This window comes from Bacillus sp. z33 (genome assembly GCF_058313615.1).
Genome location: NZ_JBZFQN010000001.1, coordinates 326,224 through 342,633, shown reverse-complemented (window position 1 = coordinate 342,633; position 16,410 = coordinate 326,224). Strand labels below are relative to the sequence as shown.

At 33.9% G+C, this 16,410-nt stretch carries 10 protein-coding genes and 1 tRNA gene; 7 read left to right on the top strand and 4 right to left on the bottom strand.

Annotation, left to right across the window (positions count from 1 at the left end; genetic code table 11):
* Positions 1-141 precede the first annotated feature (141 nt).
* On the top strand, positions 142-1,401 hold the full coding sequence (locus tag AC4G3L_RS01615; RefSeq protein WP_491075229.1) for a hypothetical protein: 1,260 nt from the start codon (positions 142-144) through the stop codon (positions 1,399-1,401).
* A gap of 146 nt (positions 1,402-1,547) precedes the next feature.
* Positions 1,548-1,955 (top strand): hypothetical protein, encoded by a 408-nt coding sequence (locus tag AC4G3L_RS01610; RefSeq protein WP_491075228.1) that lies wholly within the window; start codon positions 1,548-1,550, stop codon positions 1,953-1,955.
* Between the two features lie 793 nt (positions 1,956-2,748).
* Here AC4G3L_RS01610 and AC4G3L_RS01605 read toward each other — a convergent pair.
* Positions 2,749-3,528 carry a uracil-DNA glycosylase family protein gene (locus AC4G3L_RS01605; protein ID WP_491075227.1) on the bottom strand — a complete coding sequence of 260 codons (780 nt, stop codon included), beginning with the start codon at positions 3,526-3,528 and terminating at the stop codon, positions 2,749-2,751.
* Positions 3,529-4,474: 946 nt separating this feature from the next.
* Between AC4G3L_RS01605 and AC4G3L_RS01600 the strand changes: the two genes are divergently transcribed.
* The 3 genes from AC4G3L_RS01600 to AC4G3L_RS01590 all read left to right on the top strand — a co-directional run bounded on the left by AC4G3L_RS01600 (position 4,475) and on the right by AC4G3L_RS01590 (position 11,103).
* Entirely contained in the window at positions 4,475-5,299 is an 825-nt protein-coding gene (locus AC4G3L_RS01600) for an HNH endonuclease (protein ID WP_491075226.1), read from the top strand.
* An 87-nt stretch (positions 5,300-5,386) separates the two neighbouring features.
* Positions 5,387-7,894, top strand: coding sequence for a DEAD/DEAH box helicase family protein (locus AC4G3L_RS01595; RefSeq protein WP_491075225.1), 2,508 nt, complete (start codon positions 5,387-5,389; stop codon positions 7,892-7,894).
* A gap of 605 nt (positions 7,895-8,499) precedes the next feature.
* Positions 8,500-11,103 (top strand): zinc-ribbon domain-containing protein, encoded by a 2,604-nt coding sequence (locus tag AC4G3L_RS01590; protein ID WP_491075224.1) that lies wholly within the window; start codon positions 8,500-8,502, stop codon positions 11,101-11,103.
* A 155-nt stretch (positions 11,104-11,258) separates the two neighbouring features.
* Here the strand turns inward: AC4G3L_RS01590 and AC4G3L_RS01585 are convergent, their stop codons facing one another.
* From AC4G3L_RS01585 to AC4G3L_RS01575, 3 genes are all read right to left on the bottom strand, one after another.
* A complete protein-coding gene (locus AC4G3L_RS01585; protein ID WP_491075223.1) occupies positions 11,259-12,236 on the bottom strand; it encodes a tyrosine-type recombinase/integrase in 978 nt (325 codons plus the stop codon).
* Between the two features lie 104 nt (positions 12,237-12,340).
* Positions 12,341-12,414: transfer RNA gene (locus AC4G3L_RS01580), tRNA-Arg, on the bottom strand.
* Positions 12,415-12,543: 129 nt separating this feature from the next.
* Positions 12,544-13,029, bottom strand: a complete 486-nt coding sequence (locus tag AC4G3L_RS01575; RefSeq protein WP_491075222.1) for an STAS domain-containing protein — start codon at positions 13,027-13,029, stop codon at positions 12,544-12,546.
* 812 nt (positions 13,030-13,841) lie between these two features.
* Here AC4G3L_RS01575 and AC4G3L_RS01570 point away from each other — a divergent pair.
* Positions 13,842-15,149: a hemolysin family protein gene (locus AC4G3L_RS01570; RefSeq protein ID WP_491075221.1), complete on the top strand. Its 1,308-nt coding sequence runs from the start codon at positions 13,842-13,844 to the stop codon at positions 15,147-15,149.
* A 71-nt stretch (positions 15,150-15,220) separates the two neighbouring features.
* On the top strand, positions 15,221-16,282 hold the full coding sequence (locus tag AC4G3L_RS01565; protein WP_491075220.1) for a hemolysin family protein: 1,062 nt from the start codon (positions 15,221-15,223) through the stop codon (positions 16,280-16,282).
* Positions 16,283-16,410 lie beyond the last annotated feature (128 nt).

The following is a 16,410-nucleotide window of genomic DNA, read 5'->3' as shown; positions in this document are numbered from 1 at the left end:
ATAGCTTTCACCGATGTATGTACTTTATACAGAATTGAGAGGTTCCTTATACTTTTAGATATGGAACAATGTGGTAAAATAAAACTAGGCGTATGCCCTTCTGTCAAATAGCCTGTGAGAAAATAATTAAGGGTGATAATTATGCAATGTAAACTTTTTACACTCTCTTTAGAAGAATTACTACCTCTGTTTAAGTCATCGTATTACATTCCAATTGAATATCGAAACGCCGTAGGAGTTGCCATAAATCAGAACTCCAACCCAAAAGAAAAGTACTCTCCTGATACGGTTGAGCGAATGGTGAAAAAGGAAATGTCCCCAATGGATACCTTCAAATACCTGTCTCAAAACAAGAATGCTAACATCCACCAATGGAAAGGGCATATTGCGGAGTGGATTGTCTGTTTCGAATATAACTCTTCCCGCAACAATAAAGGGAATGTTGTCTTTACTATGCTCAATCCGGACCCAACTTCCAAAGCAGACATTCTTCATGTGATTAAAATAGGAAATAGTTATAAGTGTGTTCCAGGTCCCGATATAAAGTCAGGAAGCGCAAATTATGTTTTAGAGCAATTGGGGAAAGTGTGGGCTCATGATGAAACCATTGCCTTTTATGATTTCGGTGAGGTTCTAAAAAACAGAAATAAGCTATCTTCGTGGGAACGTACCAAATTGGAGCGGCTGACTGAAGGAAACCCGCGGAGAAGGATACTGACCCCAACCATTACCCCGCAAGAAATCAATAAGTTCATCATTGATTTGGTCTGGTATGTAAGTGGGGTGGATAAAGGTTCGTGTTCATTGGAAGAAGCAGCTAAAAAAGCAAAAGGGAAAGCTTCCACCCTTATTAGTGGTCACCGCAACTGGAAAGATTTCAACCGCTATACCTTGCCTGAGGAAGCTCGTAGAGAGGCGGATAAACAAAGAAAAGAAGAGGAAAGGCATAGGTTAAAGGAGGAACAGAAACGCCTGGAGGAAAAAGAAGATTTACGCATCCGGGTGCTCGAAAGGAAGAAGCGAGAGGAGAAGGCAAGGAGTTTCAAAGGGAGACTATCTAGAGGGCTTTCGATAGCCAAGCAAGTGACTACACAGAATCCGCTTGTCGATTATATTCTAGAGAATAAAACGGACATTATGAGGGCAGTCTTCACCACAATAGTACCTGTTATAGTCAAGGGGGCCATTTCATCAAAGTCTCGTAGTACGATTGAAGATAACTCAAGTGGTAGCCCAAATCCAACAAAGAAAGAAGAAAGAACCCCGTCCTTTGAAGAAACAGAAAGGGAGTATCCCAATCGAAAATCACCAAAGCAACATGAAGTAAGGGGATACCCTCGCAAAAATGGTTCCTACGTAAGACCGCATCCTAGAGGGGGAAAAGACAAAGGCCCGCTATAACTAATCTATAGAGAAAAACGTAGGAAAAAAGAAACTGAGAAAGCTATTAAGGAATAATGCCTTATAATGCTACCTTGCTAATCTGGGTTTCTTAGAGTGAGTTAATTACCTACTTGTAGTTATAGAGGTAGTAATATCTTTTACTAATGAGTACTCAATGGTATCCGAGATTATTCTATCCTCTATGGCATGTGATAGATGAAGGGCGAAGGGAGCAAAAATTCAATAAACACATAGTAGGTTTATCCACACACCATCGATTATTAAGTGCACTCGATAACTTTATTTTAAAGTTGATAGGTTTGTTAGCTTTAACCGCTTGTTCTTCGGACACATCAGAGAATAATAATACAGAAAAAGAAGTAGAAACAACTGTTGTAGAAGAAGAAACAGAAGAGCCATCCGTAGAGGAAACAGTAGTCATAGAGAAACTAGAAGAGCCAAGTGGTCTTATGAAAGAGTGGGGGGAATATACAAACGATGAAAAGGTAGCAAAGGTAGAGGAAGGACTCATTTACATACAAAAAAACAAGAAGAGAACGGAAGCCCTATAAAAATTGTAGCCACTACTGATACTTTCATACAAGCCCTTGACGCTCGATATGATGAAATACAAGGTATGACAGGTACTGAGAAGTTTCGTATGAATCAAACATCCATAGCAGGTCAGATGTCCATAATGGGGAATCTGTTTGAATTTGTGTATGAGTAAATGAAGTTTTTATGTTCAATAACAAAAGGTAAAAGCTTCTCTTTTATCTACAAAAAATAGAAGGTGTGCAACTTGTGAAAAGGAGTGCACCTTCTTTATCATGTTTTTATAGGTTTTGTTATTTCAATGATTCTTTTAGATGAAAAAGAGAGAATTAGAATGAACATATTTTTGGTAAGAAGTTTCAACCTTATGAATCAATAAAAATTATTGATAAACTAGGTAAAGCTGGAAAAGTTTTATCAAAAGTAGGTATTGTTGCAGGAATTGCATCTCCTCTTATTGCTGCCTATGAGGAATACCAAGAAGGTGCAAATGAGAAACGATTAATGGAGGCGAGAATAAAACGAGAAATAACTTTAGAACATGGGCGAAGGAAATTCAAATCAATACCCGAAATAAAAAAGAGGCATTGTTAGAGAAAATACATAATAAAGAGTTGGGGAATATAAAAAATCGTATTAATTCGTTATGAAATGAAGAGATGCTTGAAAGTGAACAATTAAATTTATCGTTAGAGTTACAAAAAAGAATTGATAGTTTAGCAAAACGAAGAAATAATAATGTTTAAGAAAGTTGGAAAGGGCATCTAGTCTCTTAAAATTAAAATTGCCTATCCTTAATAATAGGTATAGTTATAGTTCCTTTATAAGCTCATCTCTTAACTTTAAGGATAGAGCTTTTGTATCTTTAAAACGCTCTAAGAAGAGTTTATTGTTTTTACCCTGGCCGGTAACAAATGGTGCTACAATTGTAGGGATATTTTCTATCTTTATGATTTTCTTACCAACATACTCAGCAAAAAGCTCTTTTTTAAAACCAAACAATGTGAATGCTTGAAAACCTAAGAGGTATATAAGGCGAGGTTGTACAATTTCAATTTCTTTCTTAATGAATTCACATGAAGCGCTCTCATCAATTTTTTGTTGTTCCTTTGGTAGATTATTTGCTCTATATACTTTTCGTGCATCAGTTAGATACAGAAAATTTATGTCTACTTGCCAAAAATTTAGGGCTAATAAAACATCTTGGTAACTATTGTAACGGAATGTCTTGTTAGATAAATGGTTATGAAATTGATTCTTGTATGTTTCCTTATCCAAGTTAAGAGGAAGTAGAGGAGCATAAAATACAATACTTCCAGCATCTTCAGAAAGAGAATCTTGAGCAATAATCATTGTTCGCAAACCTTTTTCGTTTTCCGAAAAATATTTCTCTCCCCAATAGGGCAAGTCTGCTCCTTTTTTTTCAGATTTATTAGGTAGATTTTCTAACATATGCTCAATTGCTTGGTAGTATTTAGTGTAATGGCAATGTTGCTTAATTAACATATAGGGAGATTTTTTAGATTCTAGGCATACTTTAGACACTATTTCATATTCGCGAAACAATTCGTTCAGTCTGTTTAAACTCATATAATTTCATCCTTTCTTATTGAATGAACGATACATATCAATTTCCTTTATACCGCTTAATAAATTCTTTTCCGAATTCTCTTGTTTTTAATTTTATGTGATGATGTGGTTCATATACAATCTTGTAAGCTCTTTGTACATACTTTCAACAAGAATTTTACTATATATTCCATTTGAAGAATTCACCTCGATTGTTTCCAACAACTGTACCATGTGATTAGCTTCCTTTGAAAAAGGTTTACATTTATATCCATATTATACCATGCGATTTATGAACTAATTAATTTAATGGTTCTTAATAAATCAATGGTTTGCAGATTGAAGAAATCCCTAAATCACTATGCTATTAAAAAATAGATTTAGTATTAGTTTACAAAAAAAGGAAGTACAGTTGTAAACCACCATTATGTAGAGGATGCTAAAGAAATACAGGTAAACTGTTCATCTAGTAATCATTGGCATCCAGTTTACAGGTTAATGGAGGGAAATGGTACTGAGTTTAATGAGGAACAATTAAAAAGAGCAAGTGTAAATATAATCAAACAAAGTTAATAAATCTTATTATGCGGTAACGAGTACACTCGCTACCGTTTTTTGTTTTATAACATGTCCGTTATGTAAGAGAGACCTTTTGAATCTGAATTGTAGAGAAAGAGAATTTATTCCCTTAAAATTATCCCATCTTCCCCGAAATAACTGTGTAAAGTAAAATTTATTTTCCATTTTCTTTATCAAAATAATACGGGAATCCATTGGTATATTTAACCATTATAATGTTAATAGGAATATTTTCCTAAAAAAGAAAGAGCCAAAACTACAGAGACTAATATAATTACCGATAATAACAATAAAGAGATATTGGGGCCTCCATTTTAAATAGTGTTGGCAAGGGTTAATAGAGGAGGAATTTATACTTGTGGAACCTGGATTTTTAGGAGCAATTAATTTGATATATTCGGTATACTCAAAAACTAATAATCATCAGATTTTAAAAAATGCTATCAAAGAAGTTATTCTATTTCAAGAACAACAAATGAATCATCTAGAAACACTGTCCTTAGATATAACCGCACTTAAGCAAGGTCCAATGTTCAGTGCAAAAATATATTTAAACGATGCTACAAAGGAGTATAGAAGTGAACAAGAATGTAAGGAATTAATTATTAAAGCAAAAGAAAAATTTGTTGCTGTTGCTACTCTTGCTGTGGGTGCATTAGATGTCTTGGATATTGTAGACGTTGTGGATGTAGATGGAGTAGACAACCATGTACAGGCAGAGACAATTGATAGTGAGATGGATGGTGATTTAGGAGATACAAATGATATAGCGGGTGATGCAGGAGATGACCACATCTATATTGAAACCCGGAATGATGATTTAGCTGGAGAGCATCATCCTGTAACGGGTGTTGAGTTTGAATCTAAGGTTGTAATGCTACCATCGGGAGAAGTCATTGAAGGTGTTTTTCCAGAGTTTGATAGTGAATATACTGCAACTCTTCCAGAATCTATGTATCTTGAAAGTGACGATACACATTTTTCGTATGCAAATGAACAATTAGCAGAAGCAATTAATCAAAATCCTGAACTTGGTAATGAATTTACGGATTTACAAAGAGAACAAATATTTGCGAATGAAATTCCTGAAGGATTTACATGGCATCATAGTGAAGAACCAGGGCAAATGGAATTGGTAGATGAAGAGATACATGAAGAGACAGGTCATACTGGTGGAAGAGAACTATGGGGCGGCGGCTCGGAAAATAGGTAGAGTAAACTATATCTCACTTTGTATTTGGAAAGAGTACGCTGACCATCAAATTAATACCAGAACAGATAGATAGAGGAGTTTTAGTGAGTGGAACAAATTGAGCAAGTTATTTTGCAAATAAAAAAGGAAATTGACCAAAGAAAAACCAAAAAAATGAATTTAAAGCTTAGAACTTTTCTGGGAAAGTTGGGTTATAAAAGAAGAAATTCATTTATGATACGTAAGGTTAATAACTGTCTTCAAAAAAATAGTCTTGTTGTAGTTACGAATAACAAAAATGTGGACTGGTCACATTTAAATATAAATGAAAGAATAACATTAAAAAGTTTAGAAGAGGAGGGGAACGATTTGAAAAGTTTAGTGGAAAGTATGTATGCAGGGACGATAAAAGTCAGTGAAGAAAGGAATCCGATTGAACTTTATTTACACCAGACGGAAGCCTTACAACTAATGGATAAAGCTATAGGGGAAAATATACATAGATTTGCAGGGTTATTGGTAATACCAACAGGAGGGGGGAAAACCCTAACTGCTGTTCAGTGGGTATTAAGAAATATCATAAATAATGAAAAAAAAGTGATATGGTTAGCTCATAGACATGAATTGTTAGAACAAGCTCTTTCTGCAGTTAAAAGAAATGCTTATTCAAATCTAGTAAATAAAAGAAAAGAATTTAAATATAGAATTATATCTGGGCAACATGACAGGCCAGTTAATATACAAGAAGATGACGATTTTATTATTGCTAGTAAAGATAGTCTCAATAGAGGGATAGATTATTTAGTTGATAATTGGTTGAAATATAATGATGACGTATTTCTTGTAGTGGATGAAGCTCACCATTCCACAGCAAAATCTTATAGAAAAATAATTGATTTGCTGAATGATAAAGTTGAAAGATTAGGCATTTTAGGATTAACTGCAACCCCTTTCAGAACTGCAGAAACAGAAAAGGGATTATTGAAGAAAATATTTAATGATGACATTGTATATAAAGTGGATTTAAGAACTCTAATCAACAGAGGAATACTTTCAGAGCCTATATTTAAAGAGTTAGAAACAAAAATTGATATGTCCAAGGAACTAAGTGAACAAGATATCAAAAGCATTCAGACTTTTGATAGTCTTCCAGAAGACATTGCTAAGCATATTGCTGAAAACAAAATAAGAAATAGTAGAATTGTTCAAGAGTATTTAGACAATAAAGAGGAATACGGTAAGTTACTTGTATTTGCTGTTAATAAGGTTCATGCGATTGAACTGAATAAATTGTTCAACGATAAAGGTATTGCATCTGAATATGTAATTTCAGCGGAGCAACATATGGCTACTGGTGTTGATTTATCTAATGAGGCAAATAGAGAAAGGATTAGAAAGTTTAGGAATAATGAAATTGATGTACTTATCAATGTAAACATTTTAACTGAGGGAACAGACTTACCCGATGTACAGACTGTTTTCTTAACAAGACCTACGACATCAAGTATATTAATGACTCAAATGATTGGCAGAGCTTTAAGGGGGAAAAAAGCAGGTGGAACGGAAAAAGCGTACATTGTTAGTTTCATAGACGGATGGAAGAATAAAATCGCCTGGGTAAATCCAGAAAAATTATATATAGAAGAAACAGCAACTTGGGATGATAACTCAAAAGAAAATGTCCGAAAATTGGCAAGACTGATATCCATTCATAAAATAGAGGAATTTGTAAAAATAATAGATGATTCTATTAACACGAGTGAACTAGAAAAAATAGATTTTATTAAAACAGTACCATTAGGTATATATACATTTTCGTTAATGCTGCCTTCAGAAACTGAAGAGGACAGAGTCAAAAATTGTGAAGTTCTGGTTTATGATAGTACACAAGGAGCATATGAGAAATTTATTAAGGAATTACCTGGTTTTTTTGAAACGAATCAGTTAAATGATATTGAATTCTTTACCGAAGAACAGCTTGATGATATAGCTGAAAAAGTTGAAGATGCTTATTTTACAGGTTTTGAAATGATTCCAGGTTATAACAAGCAAGACATCAAAGATATTCTAAGTTATTTTGCCTTAAAAGGTGTAGAGCCATCATTTTTACCATTCAAAGATAGAGAGAAATTTGATATTTCAAAAGTGGCTAAGTTTATTTATGAAAACGAGCTTGGTGGTAAGAGGAAGAAAGATTATTTAGATGAAATTTGGGGGAAAGAAGATAACTTCTTTAAAGTGTATTTTGGGTATAATAAACTCTATTTTAGAAAATGTTTAGATAACGAGATTTTAAAATTAGAAGAACCAGATATTTACTCTGTTATACCGAAAGCATCAATAGTTATTCCAGAAATGGTTCAAATAAATAAACTAGCCCTTCATGAAATACAAAAAATAAATCCTCAATACTGGAGACAAATAACCGATAAGATATATAAAAAGTCAAAAGATGAAAATGGATTTTACACTTGTGCTATATCGGGATTTAAAGACAAAAGTCGATTATACTTCCAAATAGACCATATCATTCCGATGGCTAAAGGTGGCCTCACAGAATTAGACAATCTTCAAGTTCTAAGAAGAGATTTAAATAAATTAAAAAGTGATAAATGAAACAAAGAAGAGCAGAAAGTCGAGTCTGCTCTTCTTTATTCGATTATTATGCATTTTTTAGGAACACATCCAACACGGATAATATGCTTTCCCTCCTGCAAAATAACCATTGCTGGCTGAGTATCGATGCAATACATATAGAGAGAAGTTCAAAACGAATTCCCTCGTACTGATGTCTTTCTTTTAACATATATCAAATGAGTCATTTTGCTAATTGATGAATGAATTATCAAGATTAATAGTTTTTAGGATAAGGGAGATAGTTTTTCTCTTATCCTTTTTGGGAATTAATTACCCAAAAATTAATACATGACAGATTCTGTCTAACCTTTTGATGTTATTTGGTAAAATTAGTTGGTATCTACTGAGGGTGATTTGTGTGGAAAAAGATAAGGGAGCAAAAATAAAGTCCTCAAGATGTATGACGGTTTCAGAAAAGGAGAATCATCATTAAGAAGAATGCTTCTAATGAATTAGGTGTAAATGAACGAACCATTCAAAGGGATATTGATGATAGTTTTAATTTATAACTTATTTTTTTACTTAATAAATATAGATTTTATTTTGTTTAATAATTACATAACTGGAAGAGGTATAATGCATCTATGGTTACTATAGAAGAAATTCAATCAATTGCTAATGAGCGAGGCGGTAAATGTTTATCGGATTCGTTTAATGGCTGGAAATATAAACTTAACTGGGAATGTGGAGATGGCCATACCTGGGAAGCTACTTTATCCAATGTTAAGTATGGTAAATGGTGTCCTATATGCGGAAGAAAAAATAGAGGATTAAAACGAAGAGATACACTGGAAAATATGCAAGTTATAGCTGTAAAAAACGGAGGGGAATGTATTTCTAAGAGTTATCAAGGCAATAACAAATATTTAGAGTGGAAATGCCAAGATAATCATATATGGAAGGCTACTCCAAATAATATTAAAGCAGGTAAGTGGTGCCCAACATGTAGTAGAGAAAAAACTGCTAAAAAAAGAAGAAAAACAATTCAAGAAATGCAAAAACTAGCTGAATTAAAAAATGGTAAATGTTTATCTAATGTCTATTTAAATATGAATACTCACTTAGAATGGGAATGCCAAGAAGGTCATAGATGGTCTGCTCTACCAAGTAATATTAGTAGAGGTAAATGGTGTCCGTATTGCAAAGGAAAGCACAGAGAGCTAGAAGATATGCAAAAACTTGCACAATTAAAGGGAGGTAAATGTCTTTCTATAGTATTTAAATCTATGACAAAAAAGCTACTTTGGGAGTGTTCGGAAGGTCATAAATGGGAGAGTACACCTAACTCACTATTTAATAGCAACACCTGGTGTCCAAAATGTGTATGGAATTCTCAAAAAGATTTAGCTTATTGTCAAAGTCTAGCTCTTGATAAAGGAGGGAATTGTTTAAGCCAAAAATATAAAAGTATCGATGAAAAAATGCTATGGGAGTGCACTAACGGTCATAAATTTAAATTGACGCCAAATTCAGTAAGTAAAGGTGTTTGGTGTTCAATTTGTAATGTAAAAATAAATAACCTACATGAGGAGAAATGTAGATTTATATTTGAATCATTATTAATGAAGCCTTTTTACAAAGAAAGGAAAGTATTAAAAGGGAATTTAGAATTAGATGGCTATAATGCCGAATTGAAAATAGCTTTTGAATATAACGGTATACAACATTATGAGTTTATTGATTATTTTCATAGAAATCTCATTGATTTTGAATCTCAACTTGAAAGAGATAAGAAAAAGAAGTTACTTTGTGAGGAAGAAGATATATCTTTAATTATAATTCCGTATAAAATTGAATCGGATAATGATAAAATACAATTTATTAAAGATGAGTTGTCTAAAAAAGGAATAGTTATCAGTAATGCTAACATTGATTGGACATTATTTTATAGGGGTTATGAGCCTTTAGATGAATTAATCGAAATTGCTAAGCGTAAAAATGGAGAATGTTTGTCACCTGTTTATAATGGTGTAGATACTAAACTTGTTTGGCGATGTGAGCAGGGGCACGTGTGGGAAAGTTCACCTTACCAAATTAAGCAAGGTTCTTGGTGTCCAAGATGTAGCGGACGACAAAAAACAATTGAAGATATGCAGAAATTAGCTGAATTAAAAGGTGGTTTATGTATTTCAGATGAATATGTTAATAATTCAACTAAGCTACGTTGGAAATGTAGCAAGAGACATATCTGGGATGCGACACCTGCTGCTATTCAAAAAGGAACTTGGTGTCCAAGTTGTAACGGAAAGAAAAAATACAATTTTTTAGATATGACAAAAATTGCTAGAGAGAGAAATGGAGAATGTATCTCTACAGAATATAAGAATTTTGCCAGTAAGTTGAAATGGCAATGTAAACAAGGACATGTATGGGAAGCAACACCAGGAAGTATTGTTGCTGGTTCCTGGTGTAGAGAATGTTTAAAGCCTTCCATAGAAGACGCCATGCATATTGCAAGAGAGTATGGTGGAGAATGCTTATCAAGCGAGTATAATAATTCAACATCTAAATTAAAATGGCGTTGTCAGCAAGGGCATATTTGGGAATCTATTCTTGGGGATATTAAACGAGGCAGATGGTGTCCTACATGTAATAGTCTGAAGAATGAACAGAAAAAAATAAAGAAATTAATAGAACTACAACAAATAGCTCAGTCTAGTAATGGAAAGTGTTTAAGTAAAGTTTATGAAAATGTAGATGCAAAGATGCTTTGGGAATGTACTGAAGGGCACAGATGGGAAAGCTCTGCCTATAGTATTAAAAATGGAGCATGGTGTAGGAAGTGTGTTAGTAAAAAAAGCGCAGATAAACGTAGGGGAACGATTGAAGAGATGCGGAAGATTGCAAATGAACGAAATGGTAGATGCCTAAGTAATTCATACATAGACAATCACACACCTTTGCAATGGGAATGCTCAAATGGTCATCGGTGGATGAGTACAGCTAATAATATTAAGGCTGGTTCATGGTGCAAACTATGTAGCGTAAAGAAAAATACTGATAGGCAAAGAAAGAGTATAGATGATATGAAAATACTAGCAGCAAAAAGAGAAGGATTATGCCTATCGGAAGAATATGTAAATGCTCATATAAAGTTAGTTTGGAAATGTTCAAAAGGCCATATTTGGGAAGCAAAGCCTAACAATATTCAACAAGGGAAGTGGTGTCCGAAGTGTAGAGGAAAGTAAAAATACAATTTGTTAGTAAGGTTAGAGCAGTGGCTTAGAAGGCCGCTGCTCTATATAATTGGATAGCATTTTGATTTTGCGTTGCTGGAGAAGGAGAACCTGGTACAAGTTTTACCAAAGTATATAGGTTGAAACACTAAAGCAGATGGGATGTACTATTCAAAGAATGACTTAGTAGGCGAGATGGAATCATGTTCATTCCTTATGTGCTTATCGGTCTGATTCACATATATTTCAGTAGTTTTAATTTCACTGTGACCTAGTATCTTTTGTAAAGCAAACATATTCCCACCCTTGTTAATATAGTTTGTTGCAAATGTTTTTCTTAGCATGTGTGGTGTACAGTGAATACCACTTTTCTTTTCTAAGCGTTGCAACCTTTTCCGAAAGGTATCCGTTTCAAACTTATCCCCATAGGCATTGTAAAAGATGTGTTCAATAGATTCCCCAAAGTAACATTTTGTTTCCGTTATTAACTTATTTAACTCTTTTCCTACAGGCTGACTAAAAGGAATATATCTTGTTTGACGATTTTTAGTATTAGAACCCTTTAAGGCAATTACTCTATTTTGAAAATCTATATCTTGAATACATAAAGAAAGGCATTCGGTGATACGCATTCCAGTATCTAATAGCAATAATATAAGAATTCTATCTCGCCATTGTGCGTATGAAACAGTATCCAAAGAGCGGAGTAATTGTTTTGCTTCTTCATCTGATAGGGTATCATTTGTTTTCTTATCCGTTTTCAATAACTTTATTTTAGCTACAGGACTATCTTTTACTATTTCCTCTTCTTGTAGGTAAGTAAAAAATGTTTTAAAGTTCCGTAACCTAAAGTTAATAGTGTAATTGGAAAGCGTATTTTCCTGCATTTTAAATATGTATTCTTGAAAGTGTATTTTCTTTAAATCTTGTACCTTTTCTACAGATGGGAAATATTCGTTTAAGTAATCTTGAAAGTAGCGGAATGTGGATTCATAACTGTCTAGTGTACGTTTACGCAGCCCTTCTAAACGTTTTTCAGCTAAGAATATAGTAAGAGCATGTTTTATGGTGTGTGTTTCATCAATTGGGTGATAATGGTTTAAATCGGTGGAATATTTGCGATTCATAATGAAATTGCGCGGCACAGTAGATTATCCTTTCTGTCTCATAGTGTCAGGAGAAAATGTCCTACAGTGGGTGAACAAAAAAGGATAATGGAAATGTAGAGGAATGTTGATATAACTGATTACGTCCCAGAGAGGATTCGAACCTCCGACCTACAGTTTAGGAAACTGTTGCTCTATCCTGCTGAGCTACTGGGACTTATGTAAGATACTTTATAATTATAATAATATTATTCAGAAAGGTCAACTTTCTTGAACATTTTAATAATTATTTTTTAAAAGGCTAATTTATAAAAGAAGCGTAGTCTTCCATGTACAATATTCACTATTATAGTGGTTTCTTCACTAAAACTAAGCCTTTTTTCTTCATTAAATATTCAAGAGCTGATTTAAAGGTCGAGAAAGTATTAAGTGAATTGGGAAAAGGCAATTGGCATGAGAGTAGGGTCTTTACGAATACAGGTGTTAAGCCAACAACGAGAACTCTAATCCCCATTAGTTCTAAGGAAGATATTAAGCTACCAATATTCTCTCCCAGTATTTCTAAATTATCACAGTTCGTAAGAATGAATCCGCTAAAATCTAGCACGATAGAATCAATCTCCGTATTATTTACATAATTTAAGATATTTTGAATGACCAGATCGAAGTGAGCTGCTGATATGTCAAAGGTTAAAGGAACGAGTAACGTATCAGGTATTATGGACGGAATCATCGGGACGGAAATTTTATGGGTTATGCTTTCCATCTCGTTTACTTTATTAGTTAAATCACTTATTTGTTTAAGAAGTAATTCTTTTTCGGTTTTATCCATATTCAACCTCACATATATTTAGTAAATGCATGACTGTCTGTACTCTACTATTATTCGTTGCATAAATATTTAAATTCTTTATATTGAAAATTACCTTTTTAAGAGTGGGGCGGATCGAACACAATGGAAAGTTTAAAAAATACACGGAATCAGTGGATGTTATTACAGAATATTCTTCATTCGCTATATAATACCACAATATTAAGCTTGAAAGAATATAGAATATGATAGTGAGTGTCAAACCTTTTTATACTTTTGCAAAAATAGAAGATAATTAGATAAGTAATAACTTTCTATGATCATTCTATTTCATGAAAAATAACAAATTAATTTATAACAATTCATGCAAGTTTAACATGAATTATACACTTGTATATAGTAGGTATGTGATTAAATTATGAATTTTATAAAGAATTTATTATATTCATAAGAGGTATCAGTTTATTACCACAATAGTTTTATGTTATAGTATTCTCTAAATATATTATCCAAGGAGGCTTTCTATATAGAAAGTGAATGGCTTGAATAATAAACCAATGAAACAGACTCCAGTTAAAGATGTTTTTCATTAGAGAAGGATCTTCCGCATTCACTCTTCTTTAATTGAATCCTATCATAATAAATAAGGATTTCGATTAATTTCTACATTAAATTTATTTTTATACCCAATTTGAGAGTTTTTCAGATTCTCGGCTTGGCATTATGCATGCAGAAGAGTATTTAGAAATGAATAACGAAAAGGTAAGCACTATGAAACTAGTAAAATTTTTACAAATATTTTGGAGGTGAATCCCTCTTATAGAGGGAAATAATTGGACATAATCACGATAATCAATCTTGTTTTACTTGTAATACTGATAGGACTCTCAGGGTTCTTTGTAGCATCTGAGTTTGCGGTAGTAAAAGTTCGGATGTCTCGAATTGATCAATTAATCTCAGAAGGAAACAAAAAAGCAGTGCTTGCGAAGAAAGTAGCAAGTGACCTTGATTACTATCTTTCTGCCTGTCAGCTGGGTATTACCGTAACCACATTAGGACTTGGTGCATTGGGTAAACCAGCAGTGGAAGGTCTTTTGAATCCTTTGTTTGACCTTTTGGATGTGCCTGATACAGTTGCATCGGCTTCATCCTATGCGATTGCTTTTATACTGGTTACTTTCTTGCATGTAGTAGTGGGTGAAATGGCACCCAAAACGCTGGCAATCCAGTTTGCTGAAAAACTAACTTTAATGCTAGCTCCGCCTTTATATTGGTTTGGCAGAGTGTTGTATCCTTTCATAAAAGCATTAAATGGTTCATCCAGGGTCATCCTTCGTGCATTTGGAGTCAAACCTGCAGGCCATGATGAGGTATATTCTGAGGATGAATTAAAGATTATTATGGCCCAAAGCTTTCAGGGTGGTGAAATTGATCAAACAGAATTAGAGTACATGGAAAACGTGTTTTCGTTTGATGAACGTGTAGCTAAAGATATTATGGTTCCAAGAACTGAGTTGGTTACGCTCGATTTGAATATGAATTATGATGAAATCGTGAGTATTATTGATGAGCATAACTACACACGCTATCCGGTTGTTGAAGATGGGGATAAAGACAGGATTGTCGGTGTAGTAAATGTGAAAAAAATGCTGACTCATATCGCTGCTAAAAGAGAACGTAAACTCGAAGAATTTGTAAGAGACTTACCTTATGTTCTTGAAGCAACACATATACAGGATGCACTGTTAAAAATGCAACAGGAACGGGTACATATGGCTTTAGTCATTGATGAATATGGTGGTACATCAGGAATTCTTACAATGGAAGATGTATTAGAAGAAATTGTAGGAGAAATCCGTGATGAGTTTGATGAGGATGAAGTAGCTGATATTCGCAAAGTCGGAGAAAATCAGTATCTCATAAATGGCCGTGTTCTATTGAGTGAGCTGGAAGATCAGTTTGGCCTCGATTTTGAGGACAGTGAAGATGTCGATACCATTGGAGGATGGATTCAATACCGTAATGTCGATACAGTACAAGATGGTGATGAGGTCGTTCATGGGGATCATATATGGTCTGTAAAAGAGATGGATAATCATCAAATTAAACAAGTACTGTTTACTCAAAAAGGTAAGAAATAATCTAAAGGGGTTTACTGAGAACTAATCTTGTTACTATTCTTGGAGGTGAATCCCTCTTTAGGGGGAAATAATTGGACGGATCAATCGCTTTAAATTTATTTTTAGTAGCTATATTTATTGGACTGACAGCATTCTTTGTTGGTGCTGAATTTGCCATTTTAAAGGTAAGAATGTCAAGAATTGAGCAATTGGTATCAGAAGGAAACAAAAAGGCAACTCTTGCTAAGAGAGTAGCGGAGAATTTGGACTATTATCTGTCTGCATGTCAACTGGGTATCACAGTTACAGGATTAGTGTTGGGTGCCTTGGGTGAACCAACTGTTGAAAAAATGCTTCATCCCATATTTGAGGAATGGGGGATATCAGAATCAGTTTCTACCATCCTTTCCTATGGAATCGCTCTTCTCATCATCACGTTTTTACATGTCGTTGTAGGAGAGCTTGCACCAAAAACATTGGCGATTCAATATGCAGAAAAATTGGCTTTGCTTTTATCTCCACCGCTATATTGGTTCGGAAGAGTGACAAAACCTTTTATCAATGCATTAAATGGCTCAGCTCAATTAATCCTTCGAATCTTTGGTGTACAGCCGTCTGGTCATGAAACAGTCCATTCAGAAGAAGAGTTGAAATTAATTGTAACCCAAAGTTACGAAAATGGAGAAATTAATCAAACAGAGCTGGCTTATCTTGAAAACATTTTTGCTTTTGATGCACGGATGCTAAAAGATATTATGATTCCAAGAGATCAAATTGTCACTTTAGATAAAAAAATGTCTCTGGAAGAAATTCTTGAAACACTTGATCATCATGATTATACCCGTTATCCAGTTACGGAAAATGGAGATAAAGACATTCTCGTTGGGTTTATTAATACAAAGGAAATGCTGACAAGTGTGGCAGCTGGGAGAGACAAAAAAATTCAAGATTTTATTCATGATATGCCGCGTCTAAAATCAACCACTCACATTAAAGCCGTTTTATTAAAAATGCAACAGAGTCGGGTCCATATGGCAATTGTAGTTGATGAAAAAGGGAACATAGTCGGTCTCGTCACGATGGAAGATATATTGGAAGAAATCGTTGGGGAAATTAAGGATGAGTATAATGGAGATGAGCTGCCAGCTACTTAAGCTGGAGTTCATTAAATAGAATAATTATTCCTGGTAATCTCAATAGAAGAAAGAGGTTGTCCCGTGAGTCGTCGTTTAAGAGACTAATCGGACAACCTCTTTTTGATTCGCTATTGATTGAAAATCAG

What these genes read in the sequence shown, in the direction of transcription:
- AC4G3L_RS01615 (WP_491075229.1), top strand. Translation starts at nt 142, where the DNA reads ATGCAATGTAAACTTTTTACACTCTCTTTAGAAGAATTACTACCTCTG.
- AC4G3L_RS01605 (WP_491075227.1), bottom strand. Translation starts at nt 3,528, where the DNA reads ATGAGTTTAAACAGACTGAACGAATTGTTTCGCGAATATGAAATAGTG.
- AC4G3L_RS01575 (WP_491075222.1), bottom strand. Translation starts at nt 13,029, where the DNA reads ATGGATAAAACCGAAAAAGAATTACTTCTTAAACAAATAAGTGATTTA.
- AC4G3L_RS01590 (WP_491075224.1), top strand. Translation starts at nt 8,500, where the DNA reads ATGGTTACTATAGAAGAAATTCAATCAATTGCTAATGAGCGAGGCGGT.
- AC4G3L_RS01610 (WP_491075228.1), top strand. Translation starts at nt 1,548, where the DNA reads ATGAGTACTCAATGGTATCCGAGATTATTCTATCCTCTATGGCATGTG.